Annotated in this window: 22 protein-coding genes and 1 other RNA gene; 10 read left to right on the top strand and 13 right to left on the bottom strand. The window is 63.6% G+C overall.

The window, feature by feature from the left end; genetic code table 11:
* Window positions 1-2: 2 nt before the first annotated feature.
* Complete coding sequence (gene rplM / locus J2W94_RS15975) at window positions 3-431, bottom strand: 50S ribosomal protein L13 (RefSeq protein WP_310095581.1); 429 nt, start codon at window positions 429-431, stop codon at window positions 3-5.
* 270 nt (window positions 432-701) lie between these two features.
* Between rplM and coq7 the strand changes: the two genes are divergently transcribed.
* Window positions 702-1,343 carry a 2-polyprenyl-3-methyl-6-methoxy-1,4-benzoquinone monooxygenase gene (gene coq7 / locus J2W94_RS15970; RefSeq protein WP_310095579.1) on the top strand — a complete coding sequence of 214 codons (642 nt, stop codon included), beginning with the start codon at window positions 702-704 and terminating at the stop codon, window positions 1,341-1,343.
* Between the two features lie 144 nt (window positions 1,344-1,487).
* Here coq7 and sugE read toward each other — a convergent pair whose 3' ends face one another.
* Together sugE and speD are read right to left on the bottom strand one after the other, a co-directional pair.
* Window positions 1,488-1,808, bottom strand: coding sequence for a quaternary ammonium compound efflux SMR transporter SugE (gene sugE / locus J2W94_RS15965; protein ID WP_310095577.1), 321 nt, complete (start codon window positions 1,806-1,808; stop codon window positions 1,488-1,490).
* A 171-nt stretch (window positions 1,809-1,979) separates the two neighbouring features.
* Window positions 1,980-2,774, bottom strand: coding sequence for an adenosylmethionine decarboxylase (gene speD, locus J2W94_RS15960; protein ID WP_093286533.1), 795 nt, complete (start codon window positions 2,772-2,774; stop codon window positions 1,980-1,982).
* A gap of 142 nt (window positions 2,775-2,916) precedes the next feature.
* On the opposite strand from speD, the gene crp reads away from it, so the two are divergent.
* Window positions 2,917-3,603: a cAMP-activated global transcriptional regulator CRP gene (gene crp / locus J2W94_RS15955; protein ID WP_310095573.1), complete on the top strand. Its 687-nt coding sequence runs from the start codon at window positions 2,917-2,919 to the stop codon at window positions 3,601-3,603.
* 60 nt (window positions 3,604-3,663) lie between these two features.
* Window positions 3,664-4,095, top strand: coding sequence for a zf-TFIIB domain-containing protein (locus J2W94_RS15950; RefSeq protein WP_310095571.1), 432 nt, complete (start codon window positions 3,664-3,666; stop codon window positions 4,093-4,095).
* 6 nt (window positions 4,096-4,101) lie between these two features.
* Here J2W94_RS15950 and J2W94_RS15945 read toward each other — a convergent pair whose 3' ends face one another.
* The 7 genes from J2W94_RS15945 to trpE form a co-directional block, all read right to left on the bottom strand.
* Window positions 4,102-4,839 (bottom strand): haloacid dehalogenase-like hydrolase, encoded by a 738-nt coding sequence (locus J2W94_RS15945; protein ID WP_310095569.1) that lies wholly within the window; start codon window positions 4,837-4,839, stop codon window positions 4,102-4,104.
* Entirely contained in the window at window positions 4,832-5,629 is a 798-nt protein-coding gene (gene trpC / locus J2W94_RS15940; RefSeq protein WP_310095566.1) for an indole-3-glycerol phosphate synthase TrpC, read from the bottom strand. The genes J2W94_RS15945 and trpC overlap by 8 nt, the downstream gene beginning before the upstream one ends.
* A 244-nt stretch (window positions 5,630-5,873) precedes the next feature.
* Window positions 5,874-6,212, bottom strand: a complete 339-nt coding sequence (locus J2W94_RS15935; protein ID WP_310095564.1) for an antibiotic biosynthesis monooxygenase family protein — start codon at window positions 6,210-6,212, stop codon at window positions 5,874-5,876.
* A gap of 144 nt (window positions 6,213-6,356) precedes the next feature.
* On the bottom strand, window positions 6,357-7,388 hold the full coding sequence (trpD, locus tag J2W94_RS15930; RefSeq protein ID WP_310095562.1) for an anthranilate phosphoribosyltransferase: 1,032 nt from the start codon (window positions 7,386-7,388) through the stop codon (window positions 6,357-6,359).
* A 131-nt stretch (window positions 7,389-7,519) separates the two neighbouring features.
* Complete coding sequence (locus J2W94_RS15925; protein ID WP_310095560.1) at window positions 7,520-8,098, bottom strand: anthranilate synthase component II; 579 nt, start codon at window positions 8,096-8,098, stop codon at window positions 7,520-7,522.
* Window positions 8,099-8,101: 3 nt separating this feature from the next.
* A complete protein-coding gene (locus J2W94_RS15920) occupies window positions 8,102-8,884 on the bottom strand; it encodes an SIMPL domain-containing protein (protein WP_310095558.1) in 783 nt (260 codons plus the stop codon).
* Window positions 8,885-8,982: 98 nt separating this feature from the next.
* Entirely contained in the window at window positions 8,983-10,470 is a 1,488-nt protein-coding gene (gene trpE / locus J2W94_RS15915; protein WP_310095555.1) for an anthranilate synthase component I, read from the bottom strand.
* Window positions 10,471-10,640: 170 nt separating this feature from the next.
* Between trpE and J2W94_RS15910 the strand changes: the two genes are divergently transcribed.
* Complete coding sequence (locus J2W94_RS15910) at window positions 10,641-12,410, top strand: hypothetical protein (RefSeq protein ID WP_310095553.1); 1,770 nt, start codon at window positions 10,641-10,643, stop codon at window positions 12,408-12,410.
* Window positions 12,411-12,750: 340 nt separating this feature from the next.
* On the opposite strand, the gene rpe is transcribed toward J2W94_RS15910, so the two are convergent.
* Both rpe and J2W94_RS15900 read right to left on the bottom strand, forming a co-directional pair.
* Entirely contained in the window at window positions 12,751-13,425 is a 675-nt protein-coding gene (gene rpe / locus J2W94_RS15905) for a ribulose-phosphate 3-epimerase (RefSeq protein ID WP_310095551.1), read from the bottom strand.
* 70 nt (window positions 13,426-13,495) lie between these two features.
* A complete protein-coding gene (locus tag J2W94_RS15900) occupies window positions 13,496-13,828 on the bottom strand; it encodes a J domain-containing protein (RefSeq protein ID WP_310095549.1) in 333 nt (110 codons plus the stop codon).
* A 102-nt stretch (window positions 13,829-13,930) separates the two neighbouring features.
* Between J2W94_RS15900 and J2W94_RS15895 the strand changes: the two genes are divergently transcribed.
* The 5 genes from J2W94_RS15895 to rpiA all read left to right on the top strand — a co-directional run bounded on the left by J2W94_RS15895 (window position 13,931) and on the right by rpiA (window position 17,150).
* Window positions 13,931-14,872 (top strand): phosphoribosylaminoimidazolesuccinocarboxamide synthase, encoded by a 942-nt coding sequence (locus tag J2W94_RS15895; RefSeq protein ID WP_310095547.1) that lies wholly within the window; start codon window positions 13,931-13,933, stop codon window positions 14,870-14,872.
* A 126-nt stretch (window positions 14,873-14,998) separates the two neighbouring features.
* Window positions 14,999-15,183: non-coding RNA, 6S RNA (gene ssrS / locus J2W94_RS15890), on the top strand.
* Window positions 15,184-15,396: 213 nt separating this feature from the next.
* Entirely contained in the window at window positions 15,397-16,014 is a 618-nt protein-coding gene (locus J2W94_RS15885) for a 5-formyltetrahydrofolate cyclo-ligase (protein ID WP_310095545.1), read from the top strand.
* Window positions 16,007-16,474 carry an EVE domain-containing protein gene (locus tag J2W94_RS15880; protein ID WP_310095543.1) on the top strand — a complete coding sequence of 156 codons (468 nt, stop codon included), beginning with the start codon at window positions 16,007-16,009 and terminating at the stop codon, window positions 16,472-16,474. The genes J2W94_RS15885 and J2W94_RS15880 overlap by 8 nt, the downstream gene beginning before the upstream one ends.
* Before the next feature lie 22 nt (window positions 16,475-16,496).
* Entirely contained in the window at window positions 16,497-17,150 is a 654-nt protein-coding gene (gene rpiA, locus J2W94_RS15875; RefSeq protein ID WP_310095541.1) for a ribose-5-phosphate isomerase RpiA, read from the top strand.
* A 103-nt stretch (window positions 17,151-17,253) separates the two neighbouring features.
* Here the strand turns inward: rpiA and J2W94_RS15870 are convergent, their stop codons facing one another.
* Window positions 17,254-17,640 carry a helix-turn-helix domain-containing protein gene (locus tag J2W94_RS15870; protein WP_310095539.1) on the bottom strand — a complete coding sequence of 129 codons (387 nt, stop codon included), beginning with the start codon at window positions 17,638-17,640 and terminating at the stop codon, window positions 17,254-17,256.
* 188 nt (window positions 17,641-17,828) lie between these two features.
* On the opposite strand from J2W94_RS15870, the gene J2W94_RS15865 reads away from it, so the two are divergent.
* Window positions 17,829-18,278 carry a hypothetical protein gene (locus tag J2W94_RS15865; protein ID WP_310095537.1) on the top strand — a complete coding sequence of 150 codons (450 nt, stop codon included), beginning with the start codon at window positions 17,829-17,831 and terminating at the stop codon, window positions 18,276-18,278.
* Window positions 18,279-18,284: the final 6 nt, after the last annotated feature.

Raw genomic sequence — 18,284 nt, 5'->3', positions numbered from 1 at the left:
GATCAGATATCCAGGACTTGCGGCTGCTGGGCGGCGTGCGGGTGATTGGGGCCTGCGTAGACCTTGAGCTTGCGGTACATCTCGCGGCCCAGGGTGTTCTTCGGCAGCATGCCCTTGACGGCGATCTCGATCACGCGCTCGGGGTGACGCTCCAGCGCCTGCGCCAGGGTTTCGGTCTTCAGGTTGCCGATGTAGCCGGTGAAGCGGTGATACTTCTTGTCGGCCAGCTTGTTGCCGGTCACGTGGATCTTCTCGGCGTTGATCACCACCAGGTAATCGCCGGTATCGACGTGCGGGGTGTAGACGGGCTTGTGCTTGCCGCGGAGGCGGCGGGCCAGCTCGGTAGACAGGCGACCCAGAGTCTTGCCTGCTGCGTCGACGACGTACCAGTCACGCTGGACGGTCTCGGACTTGGCGCTAAACGTATTCATGAAGGAGCTCGATGTTGTTTGGTCGGGCGGATTGCGCGGAGGGAAATCCCCCTGCGGAACTTTGCCACGCGTTGTAAGGGTGGAACGAAAGAGGCGGGATTGTACGTACCGCCGTGCTGCATTGCAACCTCGTAGGTCGGGGCTACGTCCCCGACGCTTGCACGTCCCGCACCCCGAACGCCCGGCGCGTCGGGGCCACGTAGAGCCTGCCCCGTACTTGATACGGGGCCGACCTACCGCCCCAGGGGCAAGCCCGGCACAATGGGGCATATGACTTCCCGAGCCCTTTCCCCCCTGGACCTGCTGCTGGTCGATGCCCAGAACGCCCTCGGAACCTTGGCCGGCAGGCCCGTCGCACGCCGCCCCAACCCGGCCGCCGACACGGCCGATGTGGAGCTTGACGCCAGCGAACGCCGTCATGCCGCCGGCCTGATGCGCATCAACCACGTCGGCGAGGTCTGCGCCCAAGGCCTTTATTTCGGCCAGGCCGCGGTCGCCCGCGACCCGCAGACCCGGGAACACCTGCTGGAAGCCGCGCAGGAAGAGACCGACCACCTGGCCTGGTGCGCGGACCGGCTGGAGGAACTGGACAGCCGCCCCAGCCTGTTCAACCCCTTCTGGTACGCCGGCAGCTACTCATTGGGCGTACTGGCAGGCCTGCGCGGCGATGGCTGGAATCTGGGTTTCGTGGTGGAAACCGAACACCAGGTCGAGGCCCACCTGGACGAGCATCTGGAGAGCTTGCCGGAAGCGGACCTGCGCAGCAGAGAGATCATCAAAGTGATGAAGGCCGACGAGGCCCGCCATGCCGATCACGCCGAACAAGCGGGCGCGCGGGTTCTGCCGCAGCCTATCCCGGCGTTGATGACCGCTGCCTCCAACTTCATGAAAGCCGTGGCTTACCGCCTCTGAGCTGAGTCGTAGGAGCGCGTAGGAGCGACGTCAGTCGCGAATGCAATCCACGGATTCTCCAGTCCATGGACATCCCCATTCGCGTGAAGCGCCCGGATCCTGTCGAATGTGTTCGCGACTGACGTCGCCCCTACGCCCGCGTTTTTAGGCTGCCGAAGTCAGCTTCAGGCCGATCACGCCGGCCACGATCACGGCGATGCATGCCAGCCGCGCCGGCGAAGCGCTTTCCGAAAACAGGGCGATGCCCAGAACCGCAACGCCCACTGCGCCGATACCGGTCCAGATCGCATAGGCCGTGCCGACCGGAATCGCACGCAGCGCCTGGGTCAGCAGCCACAGGCTGATCGCTGCGGATACCACGGTGCCGACGCTGGGCCACAGGCGGGTGAAGCCTTCGGTGTACTTCAAGCCGATGGCGAAGCCGATCTCGAAAACGCCGGCAAGCAGCAGATAGATCCAGGGCATGTTGTTCTCCTCGAACGGATGCATGAAACGAAAAACGGCCCGGGGCTTCCGCCACGGACCGCCGTCGGTCTTGGTAACGCAGGGAATGGATTCCTGCGCGCGGGCCGTCCCGCCTTTGTCTGATGCCACTCAGGATAGCGGGGAATTCCCGAATCCCGTGTAACCCGGGGCTTATTCGACCAAGTTGCGCCCGTGGAACAGCTCCTCGATCTCGCGCTTCAGCAGCGCTTCGATCTTCATGCGTTCCTTGAACGAGAGGTTCTTGGCCTTCTCCTCGAACAGGTACTGATCCAGGTCGAAGTCCTTCAGATGCATCTTGGTGTGGAAGATGTTTTCCTGATAGACGTTGACGTCGAACATCTCGTAGCGCGACTTGATGTTCTTGGCCAGGAAGTCCTGGATCGAATTGATCTTGTGGTCGATGTAGTGCTTCTTGCCCTTCACGTCGCGGGTGAAGCCGCGCACGCGGTAGTCGGCCACCACGATGTCGGACTCGAAGCTCTCGATCAGGTAATTCAACGCCTTCAGCGGCGAGATCACGCCGCAGGTGGCCACGTCGATATCGGCGCGGAAGGTGGCGATGCCGTGCTGGGGGTGCGTTTCCGGGTAGGTATGGACGGTGATGTGGCTCTTGTCCAAGTGCGCGACCACGGCATCGGAAATGATCTCCTTGCCGGCCAGCTTCTTGTCGATCACCGGTTCCTCGGAGATCAGGATGGTCACCGACGCACCCTGAGGATCGTAGTCCTGGCGGGCCACGTTGAGGATGTTGGCGCCGATGATTTCGGCCACATCGGTCAGGATCTGGGTCAGGCGATCGGCGTTGTATTCCTCGTCGATATAGGCGATATAACGCTGGCGCTCCTCTTCCGAGACCGCGTAGCAGACGTCATAAATATTGAAACTCAGCGCCTTGGTAAGGTTGTTGAAACCCTGGAGCCTGAGACGCGGGAGTGGTTTGACCACAGCGGTGATCCCTCTGGGGGAAGCGGCGAGGGGCGCGATTATGAGGCAAACCGGGTGACAGCGAAATGTCGGCCTGACCGGGGTTTGCCGTTGCGCACATATTCAGACTAAGCTTGCTGAACTCACATTTGAATTCCCCCGAATGAGCCTAGGTACACCGATTTCCAACCCTGCGCGTATCGCGGCCAGCCCCCTGACGCCCGATGCCGCCACCATTGAACGCTTCCTGGCCCACTGCCATCGCCGCCGCTACCCGGCACGGGCGGACGTATTCCGCCCGGGCGACCCTGCCGGCACCTTGTATTACGTGGTCAGCGGCTCGGTCAGCATCATCACCGAGGAAGAAGACGACCGCGAGCTGGTGCTGGGCTATTTCGGCGCCGGCGAATTCGTCGGCGAGATGGGCCTGTTCATCGAATCCGACCGCCGCGAAGTGATCCTGCGTACCCGCACCCAGTGCGAACTAGCCGAAATCAGCTACGAGCGCCTGCACCAGCTGTTTTCCGGCACCCTGGTCGCCGACGCGCCGCGCCTGCTCTACTCCATCGGCAGCCAGCTCTCGCGCCGGCTGCTGGACACCAGCCGCAAGGCCAGCCGCCTGGCTTTCCTCGACGTCACCGACCGCATCGTCCGCACCCTGCATGACCTGGCCCGCGAGCCCGAAGCCATGAGCCATCCGCAAGGCACCCAGCTGCGCGTCTCCCGCCAGGAGCTGGCCCGCCTGGTCGGCTGCTCGCGCGAGATGGCCGGCCGTGTGCTGAAGAAGCAGCAGGCCGACGGCGTGCTGCATGCTCGCGGCAAGACCGTGGTTCTGTACGGCACCCGCTGATTCCACCGCATTGGGGAGACCGGGAAGGCGGGCACTGCCCGCCTTCTCTTTGTCCGCCGAATGCCCCGCGCCCGCGCTACTCTTTGGCTCAACCACCGATTCCGAGGCCGCCGCATGCAATGCCCCAAGTGCTCGAACGAAATGACCGAACTGCCCAATCTGCCGGCCCAGGCGCTCCGCTGCACGCATTGCAATGGGATGTGGTTCGAGATGCTGGCGCACGAGCAGTTGGTGCCTTTCGTCCAGCAAATCGACACCGGCAGCGTCGAACAAGGCCGGGAATACAACCGAATCGACCGCATTCACTGCCCGGCCTGCGTCGGCGAACAGGACCTTATCCGCATGGTCGATTCGAAGCAGCCGCACATCTGGTTCGAGAGCTGTCAGAGCTGCTTCGGTCGTTTCTACGACGCCGGCGAATACACGGACTACACCAAGCACAGCTTCGCCGAATGGCTCGAAGATCTCGACGCCCCGGCGCGGCCGCTTTAAAGCCGCCTAGGTAACCGGCTGGCCCGCCCGGCCCGCGCATCCCCAGTTGAGGATCGGCGTGCCCGGCGGCAGCAGCCGGCGGAACATCTCCACCCGCTTGGCCTTGGGATTCACCACCACCGGCGCGCGCGCCGCCAGCAACAGCGGCAAATCGGCGCTGCTGTCGGAATACGCCGCAGCGATCTCGCCATAACCGCGTTCCCGCAGCATCCGCACCTTCTCTTCATTGTGGCAATGGCGCCGTGCGCCCATCGCCCCAAAGCGAGGACCGACCGCGGTGCCGATCACCGGCACGTCCTGATGGGCGACGAAGGCCAGGATCGCGCGCGCCAGCTCCGGCGGCGCGCCGGTGGCGATGACCACACGGTCGCCGGCAGCGCGATGGCCGCGCAGGACTTCCAGCGCCACCGGCAACAGGCGCCGACGGATCTCGTCCTGATGCGTGGCCACGTACAGATCGAGCATGGCGTCGAAGCTGCGGCGTCCATGCAGGCCGAAGGTGCCGATCCACACATAGCCGGAAATGCCGCGACGGCGGGTCGGCAGGAAAGCGACCATCGGCCCCAGCAACGGTGTGGCGGCCAAGGCCACCAGCGTTCGCAAGGGATTTCGCTTCAGCAGCCAGCCCAGCACATGGCCGAAGGAATCGCCGTCGTACAGGGTGTGGTCGAAATCGAAAACCACCACCGGCGCATCGGCTCGCGGCGCGGGGAAAAGTTGTGCGGGAGAATCGATCTCACTCATACGGAAAGAATAACTGACGCAACGCCTCGCCCGGCTCATCCGCACGCATGAAGGTTTCGCCGACTAGGAACGCATGCACGCCCGCCGCCCGCATCCTGGCGATATCGTCGGCCACCACGATGCCGCTTTCGGTGACCAGCAGGCGGTCCTTCGGCACCGCATCCTTCATCGCCAGGGTGTTCTCCAGCGACACTTCGAAGGTGCGCAGGTTGCGGTTGTTGATGCCGATCAGCGGCACCGGCACCTGCAACGCGCGTTCCAACTCGTCGATATCGTGCACTTCCACCAGCACGTCCATCTCCAGCTGCATGGCCAGTCCGGAAAGGTCGACCAGTTGGCCGTCGTCCAACGCGGCGACGATCAACAGGATGCAGTCGGCGCCCAGCGCGCGCGCTTCGTACACCTGGTAGGGATCGATGGTGAAATCCTTGCGCAGCACCGGTAAGGTGCAGGCATCGCGCGCCTGCTGCAGGTAGGCGTCGGCGCCCTGGAAGAAATCCACGTCGGTCAGCACCGACAGGCAGGCCGCGCCGCCGAATTCGTAGCTCATGGCGATCTCGGCGGGGCGGAAATCCTGCCGGATCACGCCCTTGGACGGGCTGGCCTTCTTGATTTCGGCGATCACCGCCGCGTCGCCGGTGCCGATGCGTTCGTGCAAGGCATCGGCGAAGCCGCGCACGGGCGAGGCGTCGTTGGCGCGCGCTATCACTTCGGCCAACGGCGCACGGGCGCTGCGTTCGGCGATTTCCTCGGCCTTGCGGGCGAGGATGGTGTTGAGGATGTCGCTCATTGCGGCCTTGTGGGGTGGCTTTGCAGCCCTGTTGTGCGGAATTCTAGGTCATTCAGGCGACTCGCCCTATAAACCCGTTCGTGGTGAGGTTGTCGGAGATCCCGCTCGTGGTGAGCTTGTCGAACCACGCTTTTAGCTGTGAAAGCGCGTTGCAGGTATGTCGGGGTCAGTGCAAAGAGCGTGGTTCGACAGGCTCACCACGAACGGATCATGGATTGTCTCATCGCAAGAAAAGAACTGCTGTCTATTTCTTATCCCACCCATATGCCCGTTCGACTTTCGCCACACGCAACTCGAAATGCTGGTACCAGTCGCTGCGTCCACGTTCGCGCGCGGCGGTGTGCTCGGCATGCCGGCGCCAGGCCAGAATGGATTCCTCGCTTTCCCAATAAGCCACGGTGATGCCGAAGCCATCGGCGCCGCGTGTGGACTCCACGCCAAGGAACCCGGGCTGCTCTTGCGCGAGCTCGACCATGCGCTGCGCGGTGCTTCCGTAGCCAGCTTCGTCGTGTTCGTTGCGCTGAGAAGAGAAGATTACGGCGTAGTAAGGCGGTTTTGGTAATTTTGCGAACCCGTCATTCATGCGTATACCCCCAGTCGTCATTCCCGCGAAGGCGGGAACCCAGCGACTCTGCTCCTGCCTTTGAGATTGATCGCGAAGAGCGAAAGTCGCTGGGTTCCCGCCTTCGCGGGAATGACGATCTGAAAAACTGCGCCTGCGCTTTGTTCACTGAGCCAGCCTCCTGGTCGCTGCCACGAATTCCTCGAGCTTGGCCAACGCCGCGCCGGTAGTGATGGCTTCACGCGACATCTCGATGCCCGCCTCGATGGAATCGGCGACACCGGCGACATATAGCGCGGCGCCTGCGTTCAACACGACGATCTCGCGCGCTGGGCCTGGCCGGTTGTCCAGCACGCCGAGCAGCATCGCCTTGGATTCGGCGGCATCGGAGACGCGCAGATTGCGGCTGGCCGACATGGCGATGCCGAAATCCTCCGGATGCAGTTCGTACTCGGTGACCACGCCATCGCGCAGCTCGCCGACCAGGGTGGCCGCGCCCAGCGAGAGTTCGTCCATCCCATCGCGGCCCCACACCACCAGTGCGCGCTCGGCACCGAGTTCCTGCAGCACGCGCGCCTGGATGCCGACCAGATCGGGATGGAACACGCCCATCAGGATGTTCGGCGCGCCGGCCGGATTGGTCAGCGGGCCCAGGATGTTGAAGATGGTGCGCACGCCCATCTCGCGCCGCACCGGTGCGACCACTTTCATCGCCGGGTGGTGCACGGGAGCGAACATGAAGCCGATGCCGGTGTCGGCGATGGATTGGGCCACCTGCTCAGGCTGCAATTCGATGCTCGCGCCCAGCGCTTCCAGCACGTCGGCGCTGCCGGATTTGGAAGACACACTGCGGTTGCCGTGCTTGGCGATGCGCGCGCCAGCGGCGGCGGCCACGAACATGGAGGCGGTGGAGATGTTGAAGGTATGCGAGCCGTCGCCGCCGGTACCGACGATGTCGACCAGGTGGGTCTTGTCGGCCACGTCCACGGTGCGGGAGAACTCGCGCATGACCGTGGCGGCGCCGGCGATCTCGCCGATGGTTTCCTTCTTCACCCGCAAGCCGGACAGGATAGCGCCGGTCATGGTCGGCGAGACTTCGCCGCGCATGACCTGGCGCATCAGATCGACCATTTCGTCGTGGAAGATCTCGCGATGCTCGATGGTGCGTTGCAGGGCTTCTTGTGGGGTGATGGGCATAGAGGATTCCGTCAGAAAACCGATATCAACGAATCTTGTCATCCCGAGCGCAGCGAGGGATCTGCTTCGTCGTTCTTCGCATAAGCAGCAAAAGCAGATCCCTCGCTGCGCTCGGGATGACAGTGTGGGGATTATTGCTCAAGGAAGTTCTTCAGCAGCGCATGCCCGTGTTCGGTCAGGATCGACTCGGGGTGGAACTGCACGCCCTGCACCGGGAACTGCTTGTGGCGCAAACCCATGATTTCCTCGAAGGAGCCGTCCTCCAGCTCGGTCCAGGCGGTGATCTCCAAACTATCGGGTAAGGTGCCGCGATCCACCACCAACGAGTGATAACGCGTGGCCTCGTAGGCGTCGGGCAAATGAGCGAACACGCCCTTGCCTTGGTGGCGGATACGCGAAGTCTTGCCGTGCATGATGGTCTTGGCGCGGATGACGTCGCCGCCATAGGCCTGGCCGATGCTCTGGTGACCCAGGCACACGCCAAGGATCGGCGTACGCTGGCCGAGGCGCTCGATCAGCTCCAGCGACACGCCCGCTTCGTTGGGCGTGCACGGACCGGGCGAAATGACGATGCGTTCGGGGGCGAGCTTTTCGATCTCGTCCACCGTCAGCGCATCGTTGCGCACCACCTTCACCTCGGCGCCCAGCGATTGCAGGTATTGCACGAGGTTGTAGGTGAAGCTGTCGTAGTTGTCGAGCATCAGGAGCATGGGTTAATCCGCAAGCAGGAATACGGTGTAGATCTTGTCCTGGAACGTTACGTAGCCGGTTTGCAGGGAAGTGGCAGCGTTTGGGGCCGCCTCACGGGCACCGGCGACCTGGATGCGGTCGAGCGTCCTGCCTCTTTCACCGAAGGTATCGATCCAGTCGAATGTCTGCGGCCATGTCCCGGCGCGAATCCCGTAATCGAACTGCGGCGCGACATCCGAGACGCTGTATATGCCACTGATCCGCGCACCATACGCTTTGGCGATGACGTCTGCTTTCTCGCGCGAGGAGGCGATGGTCTTCTCCCTGAGGGCGGCACGCAACGCGGGTTCGTCGCTCAGCTGGGTGCTGACGTCGGAAATAGTCAACTCCCTAGATGTCTTGATTCCTGCCAGGAATGTTTCCAGTTCCTTCTGGCTCGAGAAACGAGCAGTCAGCGTCCTTGAGACTTCTGTGCCCACAAAGACCTCCTCCTCGGTCTTTTCGTCGTAGCGCTCCTTGCTATCGATGCTCAACGACGTAGCGACGATCTCATTGTCAGGAACACCTGCGGATCGAAGCTGTTCCAGAACTTTCTGCACGTTGGCTTCGACGCTCCGGCGCGCGGCATCCGGATCCAGGTTGACCGATTCGAAGTTCAGCGTGATTTTGAAACGGTCTGGGATAGCGCGCGCCTGCGCATCTCCATAGACCAGAATATGGCGCGTTGGCGGTAGCGCATTGACCTGGGCAACTGCGTCGCCGACTGCGATCGAGGCGAGAAGGAAAAGGAACGTCCTGGCTTTCATCGTGATCTCCTGTTTGAGGGCATGGAAAGAACGGCGTGCGTTGCATACCGTCCTCGTGCAACGTCCCACACCAACTCCCGGGGTTGATGCATACGCATTCACAGCCCCTTCGCCGCTTCCGCGACCGCACGGAACAACGCCCTGCCCTTGTTCATCGTCTCGTCCCATTCTTTCTGCGGGTCCGAGTCGTAGACGATTCCCGCCCCCGCCTGTACATGCAGCCGCCCATCCTTGATGACGGCGGTGCGGATGGCGATGGCGGTGTCCGCATCGCCGTGCCAGCCGATGTAGCCGATGCTGCCGGCGTAGACGTTGCGCTTGATCGGTTCCAGCTCGCGGATCACTTCCAGCGCCCGGATCTTGGGCGCTCCACTGACCGTGCCGGCCGGGAAAGTCGCCCGCAGCACGTCGGCATAGCTCAAGCCCGGCAACAGCTTGCCGGTGACCTCGCTGACGATGTGCATCACATGGCTGTAGCGTTCGATCACGAATTGCTCGCCCACCTGCACCGTGCCCGCTTCCGACACCCGGCCCGCATCGTTGCGGCCCAGATCGATCAGCATCAGGTGCTCGGCGCGCTCCTTGGGGTCGGCCAGCAATTCCGCTTCCATCGCCAGGTCTTCCGCATGCGTGTGGCCGCGCGGGCGCGTGCCGGCGATGGGACGCACGGTGACTTCGCTCTCGCCTTTATCGTTATGTTCAAGACGCACCAGGATTTCTGGCGAGGAGCCGACCACCTGCACATCGCCCACGTCCAGGAAATACATGTATGGCGACGGATTGAGCGCGCGCAGCGCGCGGTACACATCCACCGGACGCGCGTGGAACGGCACGCTGAGACGCTGCGACAGCACCACCTGGAAGATATCGCCGGCGCGGATGTATTCCTTGGATTGCTCCACTGCGGCGATGAAGCCCTCGCGGGTGAAGCCGGAAACGAAATGGCTTTCGTCCAGCACGTTGCTGGTGATCGGCGCCGGATACGAGCCGGGCTGGCGCAGCTTGGCGGTCAGCGCATCCAGCCGCGATTGCGCGTTCTCCCATGCATCGGTTTCGCGCGGGTCGGCGTGCACGATCAGGTACAGACGGCCTTTGAGGTTGTCGAAGACGGCAAGCTCTTCGGACAGCATCAACAGGATATCGGGCGTATCCAGCTCATCGGGCTTGTCGTCGCCGGCGAGGCGCGGCTCGATGTAGCCGATGCACTCGAAGCCGAACCAGCCCACCAGCCCACCGGTGAATCCCGGCAGACCTTCCAGCTTGGGCACCGAATGCTCGGCGCGCAGGGCTTCGACTTCGGCGAACGGATCGGCGACTTCGCGGCTCTCCACCACCTGCCCGTTGTCGCGGATTTCCATGGTGTGGGCGCGGAAAGTGACCACGCGCCTGGCCGGCAGGCCGATGATGGAATAGCGGCCGAAACGTTCCCCGCCTTCCACCGATTCCAGCAGGTAGGTGTGCGGCGCATCGGCGAGTTTCAGGTAGACCGACAGCGGCGTGTCCAGATCGGACAGCACTTCGCGCACCACCGGGATGCGGGTATGGCCTAGCTCAGCGTGTTGCAGGAATTGCGGGTGCGTGATCAAAACGGGTTTCCTTCCGGATCGCGGGGGTCGGGCAGACGATGGCAACAGGCCACCATCGCCAACTGCGAGCGGAAGGAACGGCGCGGGAGAGCGTCTGCGTAATCACAGGGCTACTTTAGCGTGAAAGCGCCCGCGCGCGCATCCGCCGGCCGCTCTGCGGACGCTCCTTTATGATGCCGGACCGCCAGGACCTTGAGATCGCCCACGGCATGAATGCCGCCTCCTTCCCGATGCCCGCTGGCCAACGACGGCTGATCGCACTGCTTTTGCTGGCCGCCGCCGCCTTCGCCGTTGCCGGCCTGGCGGCCATGTTCGCGCTATCGCCCAAGGTGCTGTACGCCGATCCATGGCGATTCATCGCCCATTTCCTGACCGCCCCCTGGCCCTGGAACGTGCTGGAAGCGGACAACGGGCACCGCGAGCTCTTCCCCAACCTGGTGCGCGTGCTGGAGCTGGATTGGCTGCAAGCCAACCAGTGGCTGCAGATCACAGTCGGCGCCGCGCTGGCCTGCGCCACGGCAGCGGTGCTGGCGTGGGGCGTCCGTCGCGAACCGGTCGGCGCCGCGGCCAAAGCGGCGGCCTTGCTCTTCGCCATGCTCGGTATTTTCTGGCTGGGCAATGAAAGGTCGCTGGCCCATGGCAACGAATCGGTGCATGTCTACCTGGTGACGCTGTGCCTGGCGCTGGGCTGCTGGCTGCTGTCGGACCGGTCCGCCGACGCTTCGCCGAAACGGCTGGCGATCGTGGTGTTGCTAGGAACGATGGCCGCGTTTTCCTTCGGCAGCGGCATCGCCTGTTTCGCTGGCTACGTCATGGTGCTGCTGTTGCGTCGCGCGCCTTGGTCAAGCGTCGGCGCGATCGCGGCAGGCGCGGTCGTGGCCGCGGCGCTGCATCTTTCGCTCGGCAATACGGGACTGGGCAACGCTGGCGGAGGTCCGTCTCTCCAGTTGGTCCCACAACTATTGCGCTGGTTGTCGGCCCCTTTCGTGTACGCGGCCTGGCCGCTGCTGGACAGCAATGCCGCCGCGCAGATTCCAGTCGCGCCGGCGCGTGACGCCTGCCTGCTTCTGGCACGGGGATTCGAGGGTCTTTTCGGACAGGTGCGGACGGCGGTATGGCCGAACGCGTTGCTGGCAATAGGCGGGATGGGCTGGTTGCTGCTGTCGAGTCGCGCAACGTGGCGGCAGCCGGCCGCCGGGCGCATGGAGCGGGTGGCGTTGGGAATGGCGTGGTTCGCGCTGACGGTGGGCGTGCTGGTCTGCGTCTCGCGCGCCGGCTATTTCGTCCAGTATCCGCAACAGGTGGTCGCGCCGCGTTACCTGCCCTGGTCCAGTCTGTTCTGGAGCGGCCTGGCGATGACGACCGTGCTGCGCTGGCGACCTTCGAAGCCTGGCTATTGCATGGCGTGGGCCCTGCTGGCGGCCGTGCTGCTGGTGCCCAGCCAAGCGTGGATGGCGATGCTGGCGTATCGCACCCAGTCGCTGGCGGAACTCAACGCGGTAGGCGCCGCGGTGGGCGTGATCGGCGCGAATGCGGAGCTGGGCGAGAACGTTCCCTCTGAAATTGCTACTGCGCTGCCTCTATTGCGGCGATCGGGCACGGCCATGTTCGCCTGGCCCGAAACCCGCGCCATGGGCGAATCCCTGCCCGCCGACGCGCAGACGGTAGTGGTGGAGAATCTGCGACTCGCGCCCGTAGCCAATCGTCTGGGTTCACCGGGCTATGCGGTTGCGTTTGAACTGGAAACGTCCGCATGTCCACGGCTGGTGTTGGTCGGCGAGGCGGGCAAGATTATCGGCATGGCCGTGCGCCGTGGCCGCAGCGCCTATTGGCAGGGCTGGGCGCGGCAGGAATCAGGACCGAAGGCGCGAGTTTTCGCGATATGCGAATCCCAGATCACGCCTCCCGAAGCCGGCGACTCGAGGGAAGTGAACAAATAATCTGTTCGTGGTGAGCCTATCGAAGATCCCGTTCGTGGTGAGCTTGTCGAACCACGCTCTGTGCGGTCTATTTCAGGATGCGATGGCTTGTTTTCCCCTCGAAAAGCGTGGTTCGACAAGCTCACCACGAACGGTGTTGCGGGGTCGGATCCGTTTATGAGGCTAGTCAGCGGCTCCCGGACAACCGATTCCCTATCGGAAGCCTCCGGTGTAACGATCGCGTCACATCCAGCGCCTAGCATCAGAGTCCATAGCAGGGACGACTGGCGGAGGCAGGATAAGCCTCCAATTTTCCGGGGGACGGGGCGCAGGCTTCCGTCCCTTTTCAATGGGAAGGGTTTTACCTGCCCGCGGCAGCGACCGCGGCACGCATCCTGGCGATCACATCCTCATAGTCCGGCGCATTGAAGATCGCCGAGCCGGCCACGAAGGTATCCGCGCCGGCCGCCGCGATTTCGCCGATGTTGTCGGCCTTCACCCCGCCGTCGATTTCCAGACGGATGGATTTCCCGCTCGCGTCGATCTTCTTGCGTACTGCGCGCAGCTTGTCCAGCGCCGAGGGAATGAAAGCCTGGCCGCCGAAGCCGGGGTTCACCGACATCAGCAGCACCATGTCCAGGTCTTCCAGCACCCAGTCCAGCGCATCGACCGGCGTGGCCGGATTCAGCACCAGTCCGGCCTTGCAGCCATGCGATTTGATCAGCTGGATGGTGCGGTGCACGTGGTTGCTGGCTTCCGGGTGGAAGCTGATCAGGGTGGCGCCGGCTTCGGCGAAATCGGGAACGATGCGGTCCACCGGCTTCACCATCAGGTGCACGTCGATCGGCGCGGTCACTCCATGCTTGCGCAGCGCGCTGCAGACCAGCGGGCCGATGGTCAGGTTGGGCACGTAATGGTTGTCCATCACGTCGAAGTGCACCCAGTCGGCGCCTGCCTTCAATACGTTGTCCACTTCCTCGCCCAGGCGGGCGAAATCGGCCGAAAGGATGGAAGGGGCGATGATGCAGTCGGACATGGAGGGAGTTCCGTTGTGGATCAGCCGTTGTGGATCAGCTGTTGTGGGGTGTGGAGGCCGGTGTCGAAAATCAGCGCTTGCGCAGTTTTCTGATGCGGTCGTAGGCGGCGTTGATTTCGCCGGCCTTCTTCTCGGCCTGGCGGCGCAGGTCGTCGGCCGCCCCGCTCATCTTGTCGGGGTGGTACTGGGAAATCAGCCGGCGATAGGCCTGATCGATTTCCGCGTCGCTGGCCTCGCTGGTCAGATTGAAGACGCGATATGGGTTGTCGCGGCTCAGTTTGAACCAGTCCTGGTCGAAGGCGTGGCCGATGATCAGGCCTATCAACGCACCGAAAACGGGATTCGGGCGGAACAACAGCGCGCCCGCGATCAGGCCCAATAATTTTCCGTACCAGCGGTTCATCGGCGGCCCTGTTCCCTTATTGCCTGCATTTTACGGCACGGCAGCGTCCGCGCGCCGTAAACTAGGCGGCCTGCTCCCTTTCATCCGGCGGACCCAGGCTCCATGCCCACGACCCTGCTTCAATCCGATCTGCCCGGCCTGACGCTGCGCCATCGCGGCAAGGTACGGGACGTCTTCGACCTGCCACGCGAGCGTCTGCCCGCCCATGCGCCCTCCGGTGCGGCTTTAACCGGAGATTTCCTGCTGATGGTGGCCACCGACCGCCTGAGCGCGTTCGACGTGGTCTTGCCCGACCCCATTCCCGGCAAGGGCGAGATGCTCTGCCAGATCTCCAATTTCTGGTTCGAGAAGACTGCGCACCTGTTGCCCAATCACCTGACCGGCATCGATGTGGCTTCGGTATTGCCCGAAGGCGTGGATCCGGCGTTGTACGCCAAACGCAGCGTGGTGACCAAGCGCCTGAAGCCGGTGCCGGTGGAAGCCATCGCGCGCGGCTACCTGATCGGCAGCGGCTGGAAGGACTACCAGCGCACCGGCGCGGTCAGCGGCATCGCCCTTCCCGACGGTTTGCGCCAGGCGGAGAAACTGCCGGAACCGATCTTCACGCCTTCGACCAAAGCGGCAGTGGGCGATCACGACGAGAACATCGACTTCGACACCATGGTCAAGGCCGTAGGGCCGGAGCTGGCCGAACGCGTGCGCGATGCGACCTTACGCATCTACGCCTTCGCCGCCGACTACGCCGCGCAACGCGGCATCCTGCTGGCCGACACCAAGTTCGAGTTCGGCACCGATGCCGACGGCCGCCTGTACGTGATGGACGAAATGCTGACGCCCGATTCGTCGCGCTACTGGCCGGCGGACGAATACGAAGTGGGCACCAGCCCGCCGAGTTACGACAAGCAGTTCGTGCGCGATTACCTGGAGACGTTGGACTGGGGCAAGACCGCGCCCGGACCGGCGCTGCCGGCCGAAGTGATCGAACGTACGCGCGCGAAATACGCCGAAGCGCTGCAGAAACTGGCCGGTATCGTGGTGGAATGAAAACACCATGCGGCGCCGGATTCCGTTTGCGTGGAACATTCGGAATCACAGCGATACACACTGCACAATGAATTTAGACCGACGAACGGACTTTGCATTTCCGTCGACGTCGCTATACTGACTCCGCATCCTCTGCCGTGAACGACGGCGTGCAAAACATTCGCCTTGTCCCTTAAATACGACCACGGGAAGGGAACGGAAGCCGGGAGTGCATGTCCGCCTCGCAGCGGAAAGCCCGATGGCCCCCAACTCTTCCCACTTGAACCCCGGGTTCAAGGTCGTTTCGCAAGCATCGTCATGGCGGAGGATGTATTTTTTCCGCGCTCGCAGCAGCGCCCCGATGCATCGGCCCTGTTCATCGAGCTCGATCCTGAATTTCCCGTCGCGTCGACGCGACGTAATTCCCCTTATCCGACCTTTCCGCCACGCCATTCGGCCGTTCGGCCCTGCTTGGCTTAGCCCGCTTGGATTAGAATCCCGCACATGAAATTTCCTGCGCGGCTTCCCATGATTCCGGTCTCCCCATGATTCCGGACCGCGCCAGCCTGCGCAGCGGATTGCGCTCGCAGCGTCGCGCCATACCCGCGCCGCAACGTATCGCTGCGGCCGACGCGCTGGCCAATCGCCTGCTCTCCCTGGCTTTCGCGCCCGAATCCGGCTATGTCGCCGGCTACTGGGCGATGGACGGCGAGATCGCACTGCATAGCTGGCAGCTGCGCCTTCCGCGCGCACTGATTTATTGCCTGCCGGTGCTGTACCACGAGAACCAGTTGCGTTTCGCGCCATGGCGGCCGGGCGATGCGCTGGTGACCAATCGTTTCGGCATTCCGGAACCGGAGGTGGAAGCCGATTCCGCGCTCGCCCCCGAAGCCATGTCGATGGTGGTCATGCCCCTTGTCGGGTTCGATGGCGCCGGCCGCCGTCTCGGCATGGGGGGCGGCTGGTACGATCGCAGTTTCGCGTTCCGCAATGCCTCGATGCCGCCGCCCTGGCTGGTGGGCGTGGGCTTCGATGCGCAACGGGTCGACACGCTCGCTTCCGAAGCGTGGGACGTAGTGCCCGACGCGATCTGCACCGAAAGCCAAACCCTGCTGTCCGAGCCCCATGAGTACGAGCCCCGTGAGTACGAGCCCCGTGAGTAGCCGCAAACGCTATTGGCTGATGAAGTCCGAACCGGACGCCTTCTCCATCGACGATCTGCAGAAGGTGGGCGTGGAACCCTGGAACGGCGTGCGCAACTACCAGGCGCGCAACCATATGCGCCAGATGCAGGTCGGCGACGGCGTGCTGTTCTACCACTCCAGCTGCGCGATACCCGCCATCGTCGGCATCGCCAAGGTGGCGAGCGTGGCGTATCCCGACCCTACCCAGTTCGATCCCAAGTCGGACTACTTCGATGCCAAGAGCACGCACGAGGAACCCCGCTGGTCGCTGGTCGATGTCGCTTTCGAGCGCAAGCTCAAGCGCGCGATTCCGCTGGAAGAGATCAAGCAACACGCCGATGCGCTGGGCGAAGGCTTCGCGCTGACCCAGCGCGGCTCGCGCCTGTCGGTATCGCCGGTCAGCGCGGCGCAGTGGAAGCTGCTGTTGTCCCTCGAATAACTCAACTCCCGGAACCAACCCCGTGTCGCAGAACGAAGCAAAACGCCTGGCCGCCGAAAAAGCCATCGAGTACGTGGAAGACGGCATGATCGTCGGCGTCGGCACCGGTTCCACCGTGGCCTTCTTCATCGACGCGCTGGCCAGGATCAAGCACCGCATCGCCGGCACCGTGTCCAGCTCCGACCAGAGCACCGAACGCCTGCGCGCGCACGGCATCGAGGTGATGGAACTCAACAACACCGGCGACCTGGCCCTGTACGTCGACGGCGCCGACGAATGCGATCCGCACAAACGCCTTATCAAGGGCGGCGGCGCGGCGCTGACCCGCGAGAAGATCATCGCCGAGGCCAGCGAGAAGTTCGTCTGCATCATCGATCCGGCCAAGCTGGTGCCGGTGCTGGGCAAGTTCCCGCTGCCGGTGGAAGTGATCCCGATGGCGCGCAGCCTGGCCGCGCGCCAGATCCTGGCCTTCACCGGCGGACAGCCGGTCTGGCGCGATGGCGTGGTCACCGACAACGGCAACGTGATCATCGACGTGCACGGACTGTCGATCACCGACCCGGTGGCGATGGAACGCGAGCTGTCGCAGATTCCGGGCGTGGTTTCGGTGGGCCTGTTCGCGCGCCGCCCGGCGGATGTGGTGATCATCGGCGGCGAACCGCCGCGGTTGCTGTAAGCGCGGATGCTGTAGGTCGGGGCTACGCCCCCGACGCGCACCGACCCTCCAGAGCGTCGGCCACCTAGCCCCCGCCGGTATTTGATGCGGGGGCCGATCTATCTCAACCGGCGGACAGGGCCTTCACCAGTTCGCCCACCAGCTCGCGCCGTTTGGGCGGAAGCGCCAGGAACGCCTCGATCACATGCCGTTCGCGGACGCCCGCGCCCGCCGGCCATACCGCCTGGGTCTCGGCCACCTTGTTCTTCTGCGCTCCGCCGAAACGCAAGACGTGCGGCGGCACGCCGAACACGTCCGCCAGTACCTGCAGCTTGTCCTGCTCCGGCATGGAGCGCCCGTTCAACCACCGCGACGTGGTTTGGAAACTCACCGACCGGCCGCGGTATTTGGCATTGAACAGACGGAAAAGCACGGCCGGGCGCGGCTCATAGCCGAGTGTCCGCATCGCCGCCGCCAACCGTTGGGAAAATTCGTAACGCTCGTCGCTCATGACCCGGGAAGTTACTGGCGCGCATGACCCCCTGATTCACTATTAATGTTCATTGACATGAACTTATGTGGTTCATAGAGTGATTTCAAAGGCTGTCCCGCAAGGAGTGGACACCGGACGCCTTCCTGCCGGAACGCCTTGTCGCGATGCCGGTCGGCATCGTTTTTCATGACATGGAGAGATTGCCAATGAGCCTGTCGTTGCCGGGTGAACCGGAACAAGAAACCCCCGAAGAAGCATCGCCGCCGAGCGCCGCATTCTCCGCCGATCCGCATACCAGCCTTGAGCGCCTGGTCCACCTGTTGCAGGGCAGCCCCGAACCGAGCCTGGCCGATGTCGGCATCACCCCGCTACCCTATGCCCAGCTCGACCGGCTTTCCAGCAGCGCCAGACAGGAAGCCGAGCTTTGCCAGGACCGCTTGGAACTGTTGCTGGAACTACTGGAATGCTGCGTGGACAACAACGCCATGCCGGAACCGGACACGCTGATGCGCATGACCCAGCAGCTGTTGCGATTGGCGCGCGATCAGCGCCGCTGGCAAGATCTGGCCGACAACGCGGCCTACTACCGCGACAACGCGCAGGTCGCCGCCCGCATCTCCCACTACCTGTCGGGCCGCCAGCCGATCAGCGAATAACGCCAG

The organism is Pseudoxanthomonas sacheonensis, from assembly GCF_031455975.1.
In the GTDB taxonomy this organism is placed as follows: domain Bacteria; phylum Pseudomonadota; class Gammaproteobacteria; order Xanthomonadales; family Xanthomonadaceae; genus Pseudoxanthomonas_A; species Pseudoxanthomonas_A sacheonensis_A.
This window is presented reverse-complemented; position numbering and strand designations above follow the sequence as displayed.

What these genes read in the sequence shown, in the direction of transcription:
- rplM (WP_310095581.1), bottom strand. Translation starts at nt 431, where the DNA reads ATGAATACGTTTAGCGCCAAGTCCGAGACCGTCCAGCGTGACTGGTAC.
- coq7 (WP_310095579.1), top strand. Translation starts at nt 702, where the DNA reads ATGACTTCCCGAGCCCTTTCCCCCCTGGACCTGCTGCTGGTCGATGCC.
- sugE (WP_310095577.1), bottom strand. Translation starts at nt 1,808, where the DNA reads ATGCCCTGGATCTATCTGCTGCTTGCCGGCGTTTTCGAGATCGGCTTC.
- crp (WP_310095573.1), top strand. Translation starts at nt 2,917, where the DNA reads ATGAGCCTAGGTACACCGATTTCCAACCCTGCGCGTATCGCGGCCAGC.
- J2W94_RS15950 (WP_310095571.1), top strand. Translation starts at nt 3,664, where the DNA reads ATGCCCCGCGCCCGCGCTACTCTTTGGCTCAACCACCGATTCCGAGGC.
- J2W94_RS15945 (WP_310095569.1), bottom strand. Translation starts at nt 4,839, where the DNA reads ATGAGTGAGATCGATTCTCCCGCACAACTTTTCCCCGCGCCGCGAGCC.
- trpC (WP_310095566.1), bottom strand. Translation starts at nt 5,629, where the DNA reads ATGAGCGACATCCTCAACACCATCCTCGCCCGCAAGGCCGAGGAAATC.
- J2W94_RS15935 (WP_310095564.1), bottom strand. Translation starts at nt 6,212, where the DNA reads ATGAATGACGGGTTCGCAAAATTACCAAAACCGCCTTACTACGCCGTA.
- trpD (WP_310095562.1), bottom strand. Translation starts at nt 7,388, where the DNA reads ATGCCCATCACCCCACAAGAAGCCCTGCAACGCACCATCGAGCATCGC.
- J2W94_RS15925 (WP_310095560.1), bottom strand. Translation starts at nt 8,098, where the DNA reads ATGCTCCTGATGCTCGACAACTACGACAGCTTCACCTACAACCTCGTG.
- J2W94_RS15920 (WP_310095558.1), bottom strand. Translation starts at nt 8,884, where the DNA reads ATGAAAGCCAGGACGTTCCTTTTCCTTCTCGCCTCGATCGCAGTCGGC.
- J2W94_RS15910 (WP_310095553.1), top strand. Translation starts at nt 10,641, where the DNA reads ATGATGCCGGACCGCCAGGACCTTGAGATCGCCCACGGCATGAATGCC.
- rpe (WP_310095551.1), bottom strand. Translation starts at nt 13,425, where the DNA reads ATGTCCGACTGCATCATCGCCCCTTCCATCCTTTCGGCCGATTTCGCC.
- J2W94_RS15900 (WP_310095549.1), bottom strand. Translation starts at nt 13,828, where the DNA reads ATGAACCGCTGGTACGGAAAATTATTGGGCCTGATCGCGGGCGCGCTG.
- J2W94_RS15895 (WP_310095547.1), top strand. Translation starts at nt 13,931, where the DNA reads ATGCCCACGACCCTGCTTCAATCCGATCTGCCCGGCCTGACGCTGCGC.
- J2W94_RS15885 (WP_310095545.1), top strand. Translation starts at nt 15,397, where the DNA reads ATGATTCCGGACCGCGCCAGCCTGCGCAGCGGATTGCGCTCGCAGCGT.
- J2W94_RS15870 (WP_310095539.1), bottom strand. Translation starts at nt 17,640, where the DNA reads ATGAGCGACGAGCGTTACGAATTTTCCCAACGGTTGGCGGCGGCGATG.
- J2W94_RS15865 (WP_310095537.1), top strand. Translation starts at nt 17,829, where the DNA reads ATGAGCCTGTCGTTGCCGGGTGAACCGGAACAAGAAACCCCCGAAGAA.